The following is a 16,224-nucleotide window of genomic DNA, read 5'->3' as shown; positions in this document are numbered from 1 at the left end:
AATAAATGAAAATAGGATTATTAAGCTTTAGTTCATTTACAACGTTAGTAGATTTAATTTTAAAAGAATTATTGCCTGATTTATTGGATAAACATTCAGTAACAGGGATAAAGTTCAATCAAGAAGGTGTATTGTCGCTAGTTGAATTTCATTCAGAAGATTTAAGGTATGCGAATCCAGGTGGACAACCGTATAAATTACAACCTTCATCTGGAGTAGTCAACAAAGAATGGATGAAGCACCTTCAAGGCTTTGATAAATTGATCTTGTTTGGTACAGGAAAAAGCTATGATATTAAGAAAACCTTACAACAGGAGATAGATGCGGAAATTCTATTCATTCCTGTATCGATTCATAATGATGTAGAAGGCTCTGATATAACCGCTGGATACGATACCGTTATGAAATGCGATAGCAGAAATGGTGTTTAAAATACAGGATACCATTGTTTCTTTAAGATATCCGAACCCAAGATTATTTGGAATTCAAGTTTCTGGAAGTACACCGATTGAAATGTTAGAAGAAGTGGCTCGTATTACAAATGGACACTATCTTCCACCACGATTCGCTAAGAAGGATGTTGAACGTTTAATACGTGAATGGGAGAAAACTTTTTCAAGCGGTCAAACGTATTCTTTCTTAATTTTTAATGAAGATGTAAAAGAAGAAAAAATTAATAAAGAGGTATTGCCATATATTGATGTAAACTGGAAAATGGTCACAATAGACGAAGCTCTCTGTATGGGTCCTAATCCAACGGCTTTTGACAGGTTATTAGCTTCAAAATTAGCACAGCAGGTATTTCCGTGGATTCAAGAGAATTCTCCTACAGGAGATTTACTAATAAAAAGCAGAAATGTTATTTTTCTTGAAAAATAAAACATAGGAAGTGTTACATATGACATCACAACAAACGAAACAAAGTATCGAGCAAATAGCGATTAATACCATTCGTACATTATCCATTGATCAAATTGAAAAAGCAAATTCTGGTCATCCAGGGATTACAATGGGTGCTGCACCTATGGCTTATACCTTATGGGCAAAGGAAATGAATCATAATCCCAAAAATCCAACATGGTTCAACCGCGACCGTTTTGTCCTTTCAGCTGGACATGGTTCTGCACTTTTATACAGTCTTCTTCATTTATTTGACTATGACTTAGCAATTGAGGATTTAAAGAATTTCCGTCAATGGGGGAGTAAGACACCAGGACACCCAGAATATGGCCATACAGCAGGAGTCGATGCAACAACCGGTCCTCTAGGTCAAGGAATTGCAATGGCAGTTGGGATGGCTATGGCTGAACGCCATTTAGCCGGAATCTATAATAAAGATGAATATCAAGTCGTCGACCACTACACTTTCAGTCTTTGTGGTGATGGAGATTTAATGGAAGGTGTTTCAGCGGAAGCAGCTTCACTTGCAGGGCACCTTAAATTAGGACGTTTAGTTGTTCTTTACGATTCAAATGATATTTCCCTAGATGGGGATTTGCATTTTTCCTTCTCAGAAAGTGTACAAGACCGCTACAAAGCTTATGGCTGGCAGGTGCTTCGGGTAGAAGATGGAAATGACGTTGATGAGATTCAAAAAGCGATACAAGAAGCAAAAGCAGATGTAAGTCGTCCAACTTTAATTGAAATTAAAACAACAATTGGGTATGGTTCCCCTAATAAATCGGGTTCTGCATCTTCACATGGTGCACCATTAGGTATAGAAGAAACGAAATTAACGAAAGCTAATTATGAATGGGAATATGAAAAAGACTTCTATGTTCCAGAAGAGGTTTCAACGCATTATGCCCAATTTACTAAAGCAGGAGAAGAAAAGGAACAAGCTTGGAATCAACTTTTTGCATCTTATCGTAAGGCGTATCCAGAACTTGCAAAGCAATTAGAGGATGCAATCCAAGGTGTTCTTCCTGAAAAATGGATAGAAGAGATTCCACAATTTTCAGCAGGAGAAAAAGTGGCAACTCGTGCATCTTCAGGAAAAGTACTAAATGCTGTTGCAAAAGCAGTTCCTCAATTCATCGGTGGTTCAGCTGACCTTGCAGGTTCTAATAAAACCTTAATCTCTGGAGAAGGGAACTACCATCTAGATAGCTATGCCGATAGAAATATTTGGTTTGGTGTGCGTGAATTTGCCATGGGTGCTGCGCTTAATGGAATGGCCCTTCATGGAGGTGTAAAAGTATTCGGTGCAACATTCTTTGTATTCTCTGATTACTTACGCCCTGCGATACGTCTAGCATCCTTAATGAAATTACCAGTCACTTATGTATTCACGCATGATAGTATTGCTGTAGGGGAAGATGGACCAACACACCAACCGATTGAGCACTTAGCGGCTTTACGAGCAATGCCAGGTCTTTCAGTCATTAGACCAGCCGATGCAAAAGAAACAGCTGCTGCATGGCGCTTAGCTGTTGAAAGTGAAGACCATCCTACTGTTTTAGTATTAACTCGTCAAGACTTACCAACTCTTGAAATGGATCAAAATGAAGTGCTTAAAGGTGTGAAAAAAGGTGCTTATGTCCTTTCTAAAGCAAACGGTGAGGAAGCGGGAATATTGCTTGCAACCGGCTCTGAAATTTCATTAGCACTAGAGGCGCAAAAGGAATTAGAAAAAGAAGGAATCTATGTTTCTGTAGTAAGTATGCCGAGTTGGGATCGATTTGAACAACAATCGAAAGAATATAAAGAAAGTGTTCTTCCTTCTGCTGTAACCGCGCGTCTGGCTATTGAGATGGGCTCACCATTTGGCTGGAGAGAATATGTTGGTGCAGACGGAGATATGCTAACTATTAATCAATTCGGTGCTTCCGCTCCAGCTAATAAAATCATGGAAGAATACGGTTTTACTGTTGAACATGTAGTATCACGATTCAAACTATTAATAGGATAAGCCAAACATTACTTTTTATGGATAAGGAGATATAAAAATGGCAGAAAAAACATATACGATTGTTGATGAAGCAGGTATTCATGCGCGTCCCGCAACATTATTAGTAAACACAGCAACTAAGTTTAGCTCTGATGTGAAAATGGAGTATAATGGCAAATCAGTCAATCTTAAATCCATTATGGGCGTTATGTCGTTAGGTGTTACAAAAGGCGCTGAAGTAAAAATCACTGCAACCGGTGACGATGAAGAGGATGCAATTGCAGCGATTACATCTACTATGCAGGAAAATAAATTAATCTAGTAGTAAATGACAGGAAGTTTTATTTCCTGTCATTTTTATTAGTTAAGATTAAATGATAATATAGAGTTACGATATAATCCTGAAAAAAGGTGCGGATATGAAAAGTTAAGGTTGAATCTGATTGATTCTTTATGTATTGTCATTCATTATTTTAGTATAGATAGATGGTGAATTCGGAAATATTTTATGATGAAACATACCTCTAATGTAATCGTAATCCTTACATTTTAAAAATGTGCAATTTGACTACTCCTCACATGGAGCCTATAAAAGGATTTGTCGTATAAAAAATGGTAGGTGAGCGTCGATGTTATTTGTTGATAATAAAGGAATAACCAATCCGCAAATTAATTTAGCGATTGAAGAATACATATTAAAACACTTGGATATTAACGAATCGTATTTACTTTTTTACATAAATGGACCGTCCATTATCATTGGACGTAATCAAAATACCATTGAGGAAATTAATACGCAGTATGTGGAAGAGAATAATGTAATTGTCGTACGCCGAATGTCTGGTGGGGGCGCGGTGTATCATGATTTAGGTAACTTAAATTACAGTTTTATCACGAAGGATGAAGGGAATAGCCTTCAGGATAACTTTAAAAATTTTACGAAACCGGTAATTGATGCGCTGCGTAAGCTAGGAGCCAATGCAGATTTGATGGGGCGCAACGATATTGAGATTGATGGAAAGAAAGTATCGGGAACGGCCCAATATGCAACAGGAGGGCGCATGTATACACATGGAACGTTAATGTTGAATTCCGATCTGGACAATGTCGGCAAAGCATTAAGGCCGAAAAAGGAAAAAATCGAATCAAAAGGAGTCAAATCCGTCCGTGCTCGGGTCGGGAATATTTCTGATTTCATTAATGAATCGATGACGATTGAAGAATTCCGCCAATTTATCTTGAAAAGTGTTTTTGATCAAGAGGGTGGAGAAGTGAAGGAATATGTGCTAACCGAAGAGGATTGGGAAAAAATCCATGAGATTTCGAAAAATAAATATCAAACCTGGGAATGGAACTACGGAAAATCACCAAAGTTTGATATTCAAAATTCTAAACGCTTCCCAGTTGGAACCATCGATGTCCGACTTAATGTAGCGAAAGGGATCATTACAAATGCAAAAATATACGGTGATTTCTTCGGCTGGGGCGAAGTAGCTGATATCGAGGAAAAGCTAAAAGGCACTCGCTACGAAAAAGCGGCACTGGAAGAAGTTTTAAAAGACATCGACATCCCGCATTATTTTGGAAAAATCGAGAAGGACGAGTTTATTGGGGTGATTTATTAGAATATAAAATTGTTGACGGTGCTTATGTTGGGAAACATGGGGGCCGTTATTTTGTATGTTACTTGATAATGGATGGTGTCTGTTGCTCCTGTTGGCCTCAAGAAATTATTAGTGGTATTAGCTAGGAATAGGACCATTTTTTCAGACTGTAGGAGAATTTTGGTAGAATTAACCTGAAATACAACCGTTTTCCCGAGTTATAAGAGAATTTTGGTAGTATTACCCCGGAATACAACCATATCCTCAAGCTGTAAAAGTTTATTGGTAGTATTACCCCGGAATACAACCATATCCTCAAGCTGTAAAAGTTTATTGGTAGTATTTGTACAATCACCTCACCTATCCAACTTCCAAATTCTGTAAGGTGCCTGGCACCCTGTTCAAATTCCACACCCTTGCGCATATTAAAGAGGACATTCAAAAAAGGAGATGAACTACATGACAAATCAAGGTAGACAAAATAAGGACCAAACAAGGGCGCAAATTGAGAAGCAAGATAAGAGGAATGATGTGGAGTTAGGCAGTGAATTCCAAATCGGTAATTCAGGACCTCAAAGTCAGAAAAAGAGCGGTCGTCAAGTCAACAAAAAACCAAGGGGATAAATGCCCCTTGGTTTTTTGTTGACTTGCCTATTGGGATTATCTAACAAATTCCCAGAAAATGTAAGGTGCCTGGCACCTTCCTACCATTGCGGGTTGGTGGCGAATCTTACGTAGAAGGTGGTGCCTTCTGGACTGGTTTCGATGTCGATTTTGGCTTTGTGACGGGCGGCGATGCCGTAGCAGACGCCGAGTCCGAGTCCGGTTCCGTTGTCTTTGGTGGAGAAGAAGGGGGTTCCTAGCTTTTCCAATACCTCGGGTTCAATTCCTTTTCCTTCATCCTCGATTGCCAGAACGACTTCATCCTGTTCCATATACGTTCGAATCGTTAATGTTTTTCCAGGCTCCATCGCTTCTAGGCCATTACGATGCAGGTTTAAAACTAACTGGCGGATTTCATTCCGGTTCAATCGTAAATTCGAAATCTCCGACATGTCCATTTGAATTTGTTTATTTTGATTAAAGGCATCGCCCTGAAGTAAGGGAATGATGTCCGTTAGAATTGAATTTAAATTTAAATCCTGTAGATCAATTGACCGAGTATTCCCCATCGACAGGAACTCCGTAATGATGGAATTGGCTCGATCCAATTCATCAATCATGAGCATGAAGAAGTCATGATATTGCTGGCAATCATCTTTTGTACTTAAAAGCTGTAAAAAGCCCCGTACCGTTGTCATCGGATTGCGAATTTCATGACTAATCCCTGCCGCCATTTGACCAATTAAGTCAAGACCAGATAATCGTTTCATTTCCTTTTCATAATTCTTGGCTTCTGTAATATCACGATAAACGGAAAAGATTCCTTCTTCAAATGGATAGACATTTACTTCTAACCATCTGCCATCTCTATAAATAGAGGGCGCCTCGAAATTAATTTTAACTCGATCCGACATGGCCCGATGAAGCTCCGTATAATAAACGGAGCCGACCATTTCCGGAAAGGCCTCCCAAATACTTTTTCCTAATAAATCTTTGGCATTGTTATTCGGTGGCAAGTATGGATTGTCATTAAGGTAACTGACCGTCCAATTCGCATCAACCGCTAGAAATCCATCCGTAATTGCCTCAATGATCTTCGTGATTTTATTGTTTGCTGTTGCCAGTTCCTCCGTGCGTTCTTTTACCTTTTTTTCCAACAGGTCATGATGCTGAAGGATTTGCTGCGTGAGGCGATCCTTTTCAATCTCTAGTTTTCGTTGAACTAGTAAAGCCTCTTCCAGTTCTTGATTCTTTTTGGAAAGAGCATCGCGGGAATACTCCAACTCCGCATTCTTGATCGCTAACTCATCTCTTGAACGTTTTAACGAAATATGGGTCCGCACCCTTGAAATGAGTTCCTTTCGATTAAAAGGTTTGGTAATATAGTCAACCGCTCCAAGCTCAAATCCCTTCACAATGTCATCCATTTCGCTTTTAACCGTTAGAAAAATAACAGGAATGTCCTCGAATCGAGGGTCTGCTTTAATCGTTGCGCAGACCTCATACCCATCAATATCAGGCATTTCAACATCTAATAAAATCAATTCGGGGGAATTTACCTCTAGAAATTGATAGACCTCATGAGCATTTTGGGCAATCCCAAGATCGTACCCACAATCTGCCATAATGGTCGCAAGTACTTGGATATTATTCGGATTATCATCAACCATTAATACTAAATTATTTTCCATTTGGATGACCCTCTACTAAAATATTTTTCACTTTCCTTAATTTTACTTTGATGTTCACGATATCGTAGCAATTAGCATACCCTAACAATTGTTCACCATCTGCAGCCATCTCTTCTAGTTGATGCTGTTCACCCAATAAGATTAAGGTTTGGGCTAATTGTTTAACCTGGCTAATGATCAAGGATGACTCTAAGTTGGACACGAGCGGAATCAACATTTCCTTGATTTCCGGAATCATCCTACATTTAGGCTCACCTGACTGTTCTACATCTTCTAAAGCCTTTTCGATTTCAGTTTCCATATAAAGATGTTTGGCTAGTTTCTTTAACAATTTCCCGATATGAACAGGCTTGAGTAAATAATCATCAAAATGTCCTTCAGGCTTCTCTGATAGAGTGGAAGCACTTAAGGCAATGATTGGAATATCTTGTGTCCTCGGATTCGCTTTTAATTTTTCGGCTAATTCAAACCCATCCATAACAGGCATTACTAAATCGGTCAGGATCAGATGAGGTTTTTCCCTTTCGCAGATCTTTAATGCCTCTGCCCCATTTCCTGCCAACAATACATGGATACCAAAGGAAGAGAGCCACTCCTTTAATAAATAACGATTGGTTTCAATATCATCGACGATCAGAATGGTCTCATATGAAAATTTATTTTTCCAATAGTCATAGATATCGGTTTTCTCAGGTAAAGATTGCGTAGCAGCCACTTGGATATTGGAAAATTGAACAATAAAGGTACTGCCTTTCCCAACCTCGCTTTCAACCGAGATGGTTCCATTCATCATGTCCACTAATTTCTTTGTAATCGATAATCCAAGCCCCGTACCACCGTATTTTTTGATGCTTTGTCCTGAAATTTGGGTGAACGATTCAAAGATTCTTTCTTTCTCATGCTCAGGAATCCCAATTCCAGTATCCTCAACCAAAATTTGAAGATCGATGGAGCTTGTATCATTCGATTGAGCGGGCTTCGCTTTTACAGTCAGTTTGACATGACCTTTTTCCGTAAATTTAATCGCATTATTGAGTAGATTCAAGAAGATTTGTCTCATTCTCACTTCGTCCAGCAAAATGGTATCAGGGATCTGATCTTGTACATCTACGATTAATTCAATCCCCGTGCTATGAGCTCGATAGCGAAGCATGTTTTCAACTTCTGTTGTAATGAGACTTAAACTCATTGGTTTATAATGCAACTCGATTTTTCCAGCCTCGATTTTGGAAAGATCGAGAATATCGTTAATAATCGTAAGCAGGTTATTACCGGCCACGTTAATCGTGTGGATATAGTTTTTATGTTTATCATCTTCCATCGAATTGGTGAGAAGTTCACTAAAACCAATGATCGCATTAAGTGGAGTCCGGATTTCATGACTCATATTGGCAAGAAATTCACTTTTCGCTTGATTCGCTTTATCGGCCTCAGCTTTCGCACATTTTAACTCGACATTGGTTTGTTCGATTTCAGCTGTGCGCTCATTGACCTTTTCCTCGAGATGATTGATATGTTTGTCTAATTCATCAGCCATATGATTGAAAGCATTCGTCAACTGCCCAATTTCATCATTTTTGTAGACTTCTGCTCGTTTGCGAAGATCTCCTTTTGAAAATCGCTTAGAGATTTCAATTAACTCATTGATTGGTTTTAGAATCACATCCGTGCTTTTTCGATAGATGAAAATCGATAGAATTAGGGCGGCAGCGGATAAAAATAGAGCTGTTTGGATGTTGTCGTAAATTTCATCTGTAAACAGACTTTCAGGAATCCCTGTAATAATCAGCCAGTCCACACCGTTATGTTTGTACTCGGTTAATTTAACATGAGTCTTTCCGTCCGCTGATTCTTGAATCAGCTTGTTATTCGCTACATTTTTCTGATATGCCTGATAGGCAAAGCGGATGGTCTCATCTTCTACAGCATCAATGGTCGTTCTTTCATAACGTCCGTTTGCAAAAGGTTTGAAATTTGGAATTCCAACTGAATTCGCGACTAATTCACCTGTGACTCGATCAATCACATAGGAAGTCGTATTTCCTTCGGGCGTGACAGATTCTAAAAACTGATTCAATTTTGTCAATAAAATCCGAGAACCTAAAACCCCCTGAAGAATGCCCTCTTCATCATAGATAGGATGGGCGGCTGTAATCACGAGATCATTTTTAATAAAATGTTTGTAAGGTGGTGAAAAAATGGGTCTCCCAGCCGTTTTCGCTAGCTGGTACCAATCTCTTGTTCGTGGATCAAATAGACCGAAGTCTTCAATAAATGTGATGTCGGATAAATCATCACTTACCGCATAATAAAAAGAATGACCATTTGTATCAGCGGTACTTTTATAGATTTCAATGCGATCGGTCGCGTTTCGACGTGCACCATAATAATCTCCGTTTTCCGAAGCGTAGCTGAAACTATAAATTTCAGAGTTACTTGATCTCATGGTGTTGACAAAAAAGGCAATGCGTTTTTCTTGGTCCTGCATATCGAGAATATCGTGCGCGATAATATGTTGGTTGAGATCATTCATATGAATAGGAATTTGCAGAAGTGTATCGATCTCTTTGACGATGTCTTTCGCTGCATCATTTTCCATTTTTTTAATAATTTCGTCAGAAGACTGTTTCCAATTTGTAAAAATAACCATGTTGATTGTAATCAATGTGATTACCATCAAAATAGTAAAGGACGCACTGATTAAGAACCGAATTGATAATGATTTTTTACCCATGATATACTGCTCCATTTCGATTTATATCGGGATAACAAGAATAATAGAGTGAAAGATATTTAATGGGATAATTTTCCAATATGAATACTGTGATATATCTTTATTCTAATTACCTACATATTCTTCCTAATAATGACACATTCCTGCAAAAACTGCAGTTATTAAATAGTATATAATAGAATTAAAAATGTTTGTGTCGAAATTTGTAGAAAAAGAGAGGTGTCAGGCACCTTCCAGTTTCTGGAAGGTGCCTGACACCTCTTAATAATGGGTAATCTCATTTTGATTATTCACGTTAATAATATAGGCACCTGGTTTAATTTTTTGCATGAATTGAACCATGGAGCTCTTTGGTACGGCGACACACCCTAATGTTGGTCTGCCGGTAGATACATGCAAGAAGAACGCGGAACCTCCACCAACGCCATTATTGTAATTGATGACAATTGCATATTGGTAGGCTGTAGTGTAGTTCTGCAAATGTTCGTCGGCTGGGTCAGAGGATTCTCTTTCCTGCCATGTGTTGTATTGCGGATCATTCACATTGGAAATCCAATAGCTATTCGGTGTGATTTTTCTAAAAGGAAGTTGGGTACCCGGATTGCTTGTCCCAAAGGCAAATCCTAAACTATAGCTGCCTTTCGGTGTTCTCCTTGAACCTTCGTGCGCTTTTCCGATTCCTTTTTGACCAACAAAACCATTCGAAGAAATAACTGATTTCCACGTATCCCCACTTTTTTCAAATAAAGTTACTTTGGCGCTCGTGCCACTGGCAACAACCGTCACAATTTGATTCGTCTTTTTCGCAGTAGAACTGCTCGCGACAAGATCGGCTAATGTCGGTTGTGCTGTATTTTTTGGTGTTGCTTGTGATGGGGAGGATGGAGCTGGTGCAGCTGCTGTCTGTGAAGTCTGCGGTGATGTTGCTGCTTGTTCCTCTTGTTTTTTCTTTTCCTCCGCTTTAGCCTTTTCTGCGGCCATTGCCTCAGCCTTGGCTTTTTCCTCTTTTTCCGTTAAGGCGCTGTCCACTTTTGATAAAAGGGTTGTCAGAGTTTCTTTTGTTTGTGCATTTTTAATCGAATCAACACTCGTTTTCGCTTCGACATATTGATTTCTAGTAACATCCTCTTTTACAGTCGTCCCATCAGCGTCCGAAAATAGAGAGGAGACCTTTTGATGTGCCGTTTTCATTGCATCCATTTGTGAATTAATTTCATCCACGGTGGGGGCAAAGGTGAGGGCAATCGTTTCATTAAGTTCTTTCGCGGCAGTATAGGCCTGATTCATCGATTCTACGTTCGCTTCATTGATATGATCTATTAAAATATAATTTTCTAATAGTTCATCGATTAATAGTTTTGTATCAAGAAGAGCAGAAACTTGATGAATCTCTTCTAGTAGGGAGGATTTGAGCTCTTCGTCCTTCACTTTTTTCGCCTGCTCTTCTGCATCCGTAATTTTCTCCTTTGATAGAGAGTCTGATAGAGCTTCTTTCTTTTCGCTAGCATATAATCCAGCTACTAAAGTCTGAGTTTCTTGAACAATGGTCTCATTTTCCTGCACGATCCTCATTCTTTCTTCTTCCGCTTTTACCTTCTGGTTCTGAACAGTAAAAGCAACCACAATCCCAACCAGAAATAAAACAACTAAACTACCAATAAACACCTTTCGATTCTTCGTCATATAGTCCCCCTGAATATGAATAAATGATACCTACTATTTTACTATAATTAATGGGTTAAAAGTTGTGAATAAAAAAAGAGTGCCAGGCATCTCCCAAAAACTGGAAGGTGCCAGGCACCCCTATTATTCGACAATCGCAAATTCTTTTAGCATCGCATCCATTCGCGCTCCATGTCCTTCTTCGGCTTCTAAGAAGAATTTTTGGGTAAAGAGAAAGCTACCTTCTCGTCCATTACTTATAACATAGTACCGGGTAATCGAAGAATCCCATTCATGACCGCTTAATCCACGCACCATCCAGCCCTTCACAGGGGATTCGACTTCCACAATCTCAGAAACATCGACGCCTGTTTCTTTCAACTTCTCCTCATACTCACGGATCAGCTCCTGGGGACCTTGATCCAACACTTCCTGAATGGACATCGATACTTCAGGATAGGATTCCCCTAATGGTTCTTTGGGTACAATCACATCCATATTTTCTCCTTTTTCCATCTTGTAACGAGATTCATCTATATAAATGATATAGTTCGATTTAGTGCCTTCCTGCAAATTCACCTTCGTATCCTCAACATTTCCTTCTAATTGCTGTGGAATTTCCTTTTCCGGAGCAAACATCGTTTTTATTTTATCTATCACCGCAAAACCCGTATCCGTCTGTAATCCAATCAGAAGTAGGACAGTCGCCGCAACCGTAACGAATAGAGGAACCCAACGCTTTTTCTTTTTCCGAACTACTGGCCTCTTCCGTTCAGGCTCTTTTTGAAAAAGCTCTGTTTCAATATTGGCCCAAATCTCGTCTTTATCATCAGGCGTGATCGTGATATTTTTGTTTAATTCATTTTCAATGATTCTATCCAATCGATCAGACATGGTTTTCCCTCCTTTTCATAAGATCCAGAATCCTTCTCAGCTTTTCCCGTCCTTGAAAAAGTCGTGATTTAACGGTGTTTTGCTTTAATTCCAACACCTGCGCAATCTCCTTTTCGCTAAAACCTTTTATATATTTTAAAAGGATTGGAATCCGATACATATCGTGTAAAGATTGAATCGCTTGATACAAATGACTAAAATCCTCGCTTTCTTTTTCCTCATAGTTGGCTTCATATTCAAGCTCAGACGGGTCAAAAGTCGAGGTACGAGCCTCTTTTTGTAAAAGTCGCATGCATTCATTCGTAAGTATTCGGTAGAACCAAGGTTCAAATGGTTTGGACAAATCGTATTGGTCGATATATCGATATACACGAATAAAGGTTTCCTGCACCGCATCTTTCGCTTGTTCCTTATTTCGTGTAATTCCCGTTGCTACTCGCAGTGCTTTATCCACATGCTGAATATAAAGTTCTTTGAAGGCGGCTTGATCGCCTTCCCTAATCCGCAGGAACAACTCCCAATCCATTCGGAAAACCCCCTTTCAATTAATTCTTTCACTATTAATACCTACTAAAGGGAGAAAAGGTTTTAAGGTTTTCATAAAAGTTTAGAAAAATCGAGAGGGGAGAAGGTTAGTGGGACACGTGTTCCGTTATTTGTATCAAAAATGGTGATTTCACATTTTATCGGACATATGTTCCACTATTTATCTGGAAGGTTATTGTTTTTTCGCACTTTTTGGCAAATAACGTACTCAGTGTCCGAAGGCGCTCCCAAATACAATGATTTATGAGAATAACGTACCCAATGTCCTAAAAAAGTTGAAACGAATGGAAATAGAATATTAATATAGGATGGAATCATACAATTAATAATAAAAACACATGGGTTTGCACTCCATGTGTTTTTGCTTGGTATTTCTATTGATTTTTTGCTCCAATTCATTTTTATCCACATTATCAGAACTTAAGTTCTCCAAGTTTTCCGTTACTCTACATTCGAATAGTTATTAGCAACCGTTTCGGCCTCTTGCAATTGTTGCTGCGCTTGCAGAACATCTTCTTGTTCCTTTTTCACTTGTCCTTGTGCTTGAATGAGTTGTTGAGAGAGAGATTGAACTTGGAGCTTGGCGTTTAACAATTCCTGTTCTTCTCTCTGAAGTTGATGATGGGCTGCTTGGACATCGGATTGAGCCTGCTGTAAAGCTTTTTCTTTTTCATGTGATTTTGTCATAAAAAAAGCCTCCATTTATAGAAATAATACACATGTTTAGTGTGTTCAACTTAAAATGTTCTATACGATAAGTTGAAAAAGGTGGAGATAAGTAATTATAATTGTGAAAAAATAATAATTATATTATGATGAACTAACAAATATCTAAATATTTAAATTTTTTCTAATGAAAAGGGAAGATCATAATGGAAAGTACAAATCTTGTAAAACCGACCAAGTGGGTTAATTGGAATTTGATGACATTCATCATGTTTTGGACCGGAATGGTTGTGTTGTGTTCGTTATATGTAACCATCCCATTGTTAACAATCTTTGAAAAGGAGTTTGCCGTTACACCAAACCAAGCGGCTTGGGTAGGTAGTATCTTTTCAATATTTTTCGCAATCGGATGCGTCTTTTTTGGAATCATGTCTGAAAGGTTTGGACTAAAACGAGTAATGGTAGTGGGACTCTCCGTTTTAGCTCTTATCACATTTATTGTCGGGGCAGCAGACAGCTTTCACCAGTTGCTCTTATTTCGCGCTTTGCAAGGGTTAATATGCGCAACTTTTTCACCCGTTGCCATCACCTACATTAATACAATTTTTCCAGAAAAGAAGCGAGGAACCACACTTGGCTTTTTGAGCACCGGCTTTCTTTTAGCTGGCATTGTCGGGCAACTAGTCGGTAGCTACATAGAGCCTCGGATGAGTTGGCATGCCGTTTTTACCTTTTTTGCCATTGTCTACATGATCACGGCACTTCTATTAATGCAGTTACCCATGGATAGTAAAAAGAAAAATAAAAATGTCTTATCGATCGTGAAAAAATTCAAAATTCCATTTCAACAAAAACCAATTGTAATCACTTATTTTATTTCAATCACCATCCTTCTTACGTTTGTCGGCATGTACACAGCTTTAGGTGGATATCTATCACAAAACTTTCACTTTACGTTCGAACAAATTTTCTTCGTGAGGGCCATTGGTGGAATCGCCGTTATCATCTCTCTATTTACAGGAAAACTAGCTAATAATTTTGGGGTTTATCGGGTTGTTTATGCGGGTTTCATTTTAACGATTATGGGACTATTTACGATGGGCTTCAGTCAAAGTCTAATATTAACTATAACGATGAGTGTGGTTTTTGTGGCTGGAATCGCCACAGTCGTCCCAACACTATTATCGATTGTGGGTCAACTCGATAAAGAAAACAAAGGAATTGTAACGTCACTATATACCTTCATTCTTTTCATTGGTGCAAGTCTGGGACCGATCTTATCGACAAGCATGATGAAATTCTCAGTGAACATGCCTTTTATCATCTTTGCAGTGATCCTATGTATTTCGCTTATGCTAACATGGACACTTCATATGTTAGTAGTAAAAAAAGAGCAGGTTGAGCAGGGCGCTATTTCTAACTCTTTATAAACGATAGGGATTTAAATTCAGTATGTATCGGATGGTGAAAATAGAGTGAAACTTCCGAATGGAGTAACTGGTTTTTATGATTCAGATGCCAATTCCCCTCCAAGAGTAGATGGAAAGCAATTCAAACATTTATGCTTTGACTTTGCCTCTCGTAATTGCGGAAAAGTACTTGATTTCATGGCTCCACAGTACCCATCGAATTTCTATCAGGCGAAGGTTGAAATACTTAGCAGCCGATTTCATATTTTGTTGAATGAGCATTATCCTTATTTGGCATTTGCCTCCGTACTTAAATTTAGAAAGATTAAATTCATCGATCGACCTCCGCTTAACGAGCGATTTTCATCTTTCTATAAAATAATGGGGAAAGCTGAATTAAACGCTCCTTTTAAGCAACGACATATAAAGGATGCAAAATTAAATCGTGCAGAGTTAGAACAAATTGCTTATTGGCTGCCAGAAACGATCGGGCAAATCATTTTTAATTATTGGGATTAGAAAATGGGAACTCCACAATCTATATAGGAGTTCCGTTTTTGTTTTGAAATTTAACAAACCAATCATATAAGGTAGGCATATGTATATAGAAGGGAATCAACGCGGGATTATTTCTATAAAAAGTAGATATTGATTTTCTAACGGACAAAATGATACTATGAATTTCCGTCACTTAAAATGTTAAAAAAAATTTCAAAAAGGAAGTTGACTTCTCTGATTCAAGATGATATATTAATAAACGTCGCTGATGCGAAACGAAATCAACTTTCAACTTTATAAGTTTTTAAAAATATAGTTGCTTTCCAAAAACGTTAGTGATATAATAATTTTTGTCCTTGAGAGAAGGACAAATAAAAGATTGTTCTTTGAAAACTAAACAAAGCAGATAACGTCAACGTTAATTCTAGTTACTATATGTAACAAAACTAGTTGCTTAATTGCAACAAACTTTATGAGCTTTATCAAACACTTTATTGGAGAGTTTGATCCTGGCTCAGGACGAACGCTGGCGGCGTGCCTAATACATGCAAGTCGAGCGAATCTGAGGGAGCTTGCTCCCAAAGATTAGCGGCGGACGGGTGAGTAACACGTGGGCAACCTGCCTGTAAGACTGGGATAACTTCGGGAAACCGGAGCTAATACCGGATAATTCTTACCAACTCATGCTGGTAAGCTAAAAGACGGTTTCGGCTGTCACTTACAGATGGGCCCGCGGCGCATTAGCTAGTTGGTGAGGTAACGGCTCACCAAGGCAACGATGCGTAGCCGACCTGAGAGGGTGATCGGCCACACTGGGACTGAGACACGGCCCAGACTCCTACGGGAGGCAGCAGTAGGGAATCTTCCGCAATGGACGAAAGTCTGACGGAGCAACGCCGCGTGAGTGATGAAGGTTTTCGGATCGTAAAACTCTGTTGTTAGGGAAGAACAAGTACGAGAGTAACTGCTCGTACCTTGACGGTACCTAACCAGAAAGCCACGGCTAACTACGTGCCAGCAGCCGCGG

General features: G+C 38.9%; 13 protein-coding genes, 1 rRNA gene and 1 pseudogene (1 of these 15 only partly in view). 9 read left to right on the top strand and 6 right to left on the bottom strand.

Annotated elements, in window-relative coordinates; genetic code table 11:
* Positions 1 to 5 precede the first annotated feature (5 nt).
* From Q5760_RS23345 to Q5760_RS23320, 6 genes are all read left to right on the top strand, one after another.
* A complete protein-coding gene (locus Q5760_RS23345; protein WP_428909916.1) occupies positions 6 to 431 on the top strand; it encodes a 6-phosphofructokinase in 426 nt (141 codons plus the stop codon).
* Positions 421 to 879, top strand: a complete 459-nt coding sequence (locus Q5760_RS23340; protein ID WP_428909915.1) for a hypothetical protein — start codon at positions 421 to 423, stop codon at positions 877 to 879. The genes Q5760_RS23345 and Q5760_RS23340 overlap by 11 nt, the downstream gene beginning before the upstream one ends.
* Before the next feature lie 19 nt (positions 880 to 898).
* The gene (gene tkt, locus Q5760_RS23335; protein ID WP_428909914.1) at positions 899 to 2,911 is read left to right on the top strand and encodes a transketolase; all 2,013 of its coding nucleotides are present in this window, start codon (positions 899 to 901) and stop codon (positions 2,909 to 2,911) included.
* A 37-nt stretch (positions 2,912 to 2,948) separates the two neighbouring features.
* The gene (locus tag Q5760_RS23330; RefSeq protein ID WP_428909913.1) at positions 2,949 to 3,212 is read left to right on the top strand and encodes a phosphocarrier protein HPr; all 264 of its coding nucleotides are present in this window, start codon (positions 2,949 to 2,951) and stop codon (positions 3,210 to 3,212) included.
* Positions 3,213 to 3,519: 307 nt separating this feature from the next.
* On the top strand, positions 3,520 to 4,515 hold the full coding sequence (locus Q5760_RS23325) for a lipoate--protein ligase (protein WP_428909912.1): 996 nt from the start codon (positions 3,520 to 3,522) through the stop codon (positions 4,513 to 4,515).
* A gap of 438 nt (positions 4,516 to 4,953) precedes the next feature.
* Positions 4,954 to 5,118 carry a hypothetical protein gene (locus Q5760_RS23320; RefSeq protein ID WP_428909911.1) on the top strand — a complete coding sequence of 55 codons (165 nt, stop codon included), beginning with the start codon at positions 4,954 to 4,956 and terminating at the stop codon, positions 5,116 to 5,118.
* A gap of 80 nt (positions 5,119 to 5,198) precedes the next feature.
* Here Q5760_RS23320 and Q5760_RS23315 read toward each other — a convergent pair.
* The 6 genes and pseudogenes from Q5760_RS23315 to Q5760_RS23290 all read right to left on the bottom strand — a co-directional run.
* Positions 5,199 to 6,761: pseudogene (locus tag Q5760_RS23315) on the bottom strand (response regulator); the annotation flags it as partial.
* Between the two features lie 16 nt (positions 6,762 to 6,777).
* On the bottom strand, positions 6,778 to 9,522 hold the full coding sequence (locus tag Q5760_RS23310; RefSeq protein ID WP_428909910.1) for an ATP-binding protein: 2,745 nt from the start codon (positions 9,520 to 9,522) through the stop codon (positions 6,778 to 6,780).
* A gap of 261 nt (positions 9,523 to 9,783) precedes the next feature.
* Positions 9,784 to 11,205 carry a toxin Cry1Ac domain D-VI-related protein gene (locus tag Q5760_RS23305; RefSeq protein WP_428909909.1) on the bottom strand — a complete coding sequence of 474 codons (1,422 nt, stop codon included), beginning with the start codon at positions 11,203 to 11,205 and terminating at the stop codon, positions 9,784 to 9,786.
* Positions 11,206 to 11,328: 123 nt separating this feature from the next.
* On the bottom strand, positions 11,329 to 12,078 hold the full coding sequence (locus Q5760_RS23300; protein WP_428909908.1) for a hypothetical protein: 750 nt from the start codon (positions 12,076 to 12,078) through the stop codon (positions 11,329 to 11,331).
* Positions 12,071 to 12,604 carry an RNA polymerase sigma factor gene (locus tag Q5760_RS23295; protein WP_428909907.1) on the bottom strand — a complete coding sequence of 178 codons (534 nt, stop codon included), beginning with the start codon at positions 12,602 to 12,604 and terminating at the stop codon, positions 12,071 to 12,073. Before Q5760_RS23295 ends, Q5760_RS23300 begins: the two co-directional genes overlap by 8 nt.
* A 461-nt stretch (positions 12,605 to 13,065) precedes the next feature.
* Complete coding sequence (locus Q5760_RS23290) at positions 13,066 to 13,311, bottom strand: hypothetical protein (RefSeq protein WP_428909906.1); 246 nt, start codon at positions 13,309 to 13,311, stop codon at positions 13,066 to 13,068.
* A 185-nt stretch (positions 13,312 to 13,496) separates the two neighbouring features.
* On the opposite strand from Q5760_RS23290, the gene Q5760_RS23285 reads away from it, so the two are divergent.
* The 3 genes from Q5760_RS23285 to Q5760_RS23275 form a co-directional block, all read left to right on the top strand.
* On the top strand, positions 13,497 to 14,720 hold the full coding sequence (locus Q5760_RS23285; protein ID WP_428909905.1) for an MFS transporter: 1,224 nt from the start codon (positions 13,497 to 13,499) through the stop codon (positions 14,718 to 14,720).
* A gap of 45 nt (positions 14,721 to 14,765) precedes the next feature.
* The gene (locus tag Q5760_RS23280; protein ID WP_428909904.1) at positions 14,766 to 15,218 is read left to right on the top strand and encodes a hypothetical protein; all 453 of its coding nucleotides are present in this window, start codon (positions 14,766 to 14,768) and stop codon (positions 15,216 to 15,218) included.
* A 470-nt stretch (positions 15,219 to 15,688) separates the two neighbouring features.
* Positions 15,689 to 16,224, top strand: a 16S ribosomal RNA gene (locus Q5760_RS23275); it runs 1,014 nt beyond the window's last position.

The sequence above is a fragment of the Niallia sp. Kr1 genome (assembly GCF_050389805.1).
Lineage (GTDB): Bacteria > Bacillota > Bacilli > Bacillales > Cytobacillaceae > Bacillus_BD.
The sequence above is the reverse complement of the archived record's forward strand: the minus strand, read 5'-3'. Positions and strand labels throughout refer to the sequence as shown.

Bases quoted from the DNA above. Each gene is read 5' to 3' on its own strand.
- Q5760_RS23295 (WP_428909907.1), bottom strand. From the start codon at position 12,604: ATGGATTGGGAGTTGTTCCTGCGGATTAGGGAAGGCGATCAAGCCGCC.
- Q5760_RS23300 (WP_428909908.1), bottom strand. From the start codon at position 12,078: ATGTCTGATCGATTGGATAGAATCATTGAAAATGAATTAAACAAAAAT.
- Q5760_RS23325 (WP_428909912.1), top strand. From the start codon at position 3,520: ATGTTATTTGTTGATAATAAAGGAATAACCAATCCGCAAATTAATTTA.
- Q5760_RS23285 (WP_428909905.1), top strand. From the start codon at position 13,497: ATGGAAAGTACAAATCTTGTAAAACCGACCAAGTGGGTTAATTGGAAT.
- Q5760_RS23320 (WP_428909911.1), top strand. From the start codon at position 4,954: ATGACAAATCAAGGTAGACAAAATAAGGACCAAACAAGGGCGCAAATT.
- tkt (WP_428909914.1), top strand. From the start codon at position 899: ATGACATCACAACAAACGAAACAAAGTATCGAGCAAATAGCGATTAAT.
- Q5760_RS23330 (WP_428909913.1), top strand. From the start codon at position 2,949: ATGGCAGAAAAAACATATACGATTGTTGATGAAGCAGGTATTCATGCG.
- Q5760_RS23310 (WP_428909910.1), bottom strand. From the start codon at position 9,522: ATGGGTAAAAAATCATTATCAATTCGGTTCTTAATCAGTGCGTCCTTT.
- Q5760_RS23305 (WP_428909909.1), bottom strand. From the start codon at position 11,205: ATGACGAAGAATCGAAAGGTGTTTATTGGTAGTTTAGTTGTTTTATTT.
- Q5760_RS23290 (WP_428909906.1), bottom strand. From the start codon at position 13,311: ATGACAAAATCACATGAAAAAGAAAAAGCTTTACAGCAGGCTCAATCC.
- Q5760_RS23340 (WP_428909915.1), top strand. From the start codon at position 421: ATGGTGTTTAAAATACAGGATACCATTGTTTCTTTAAGATATCCGAAC.
- Q5760_RS23345 (WP_428909916.1), top strand. From the start codon at position 6: ATGAAAATAGGATTATTAAGCTTTAGTTCATTTACAACGTTAGTAGAT.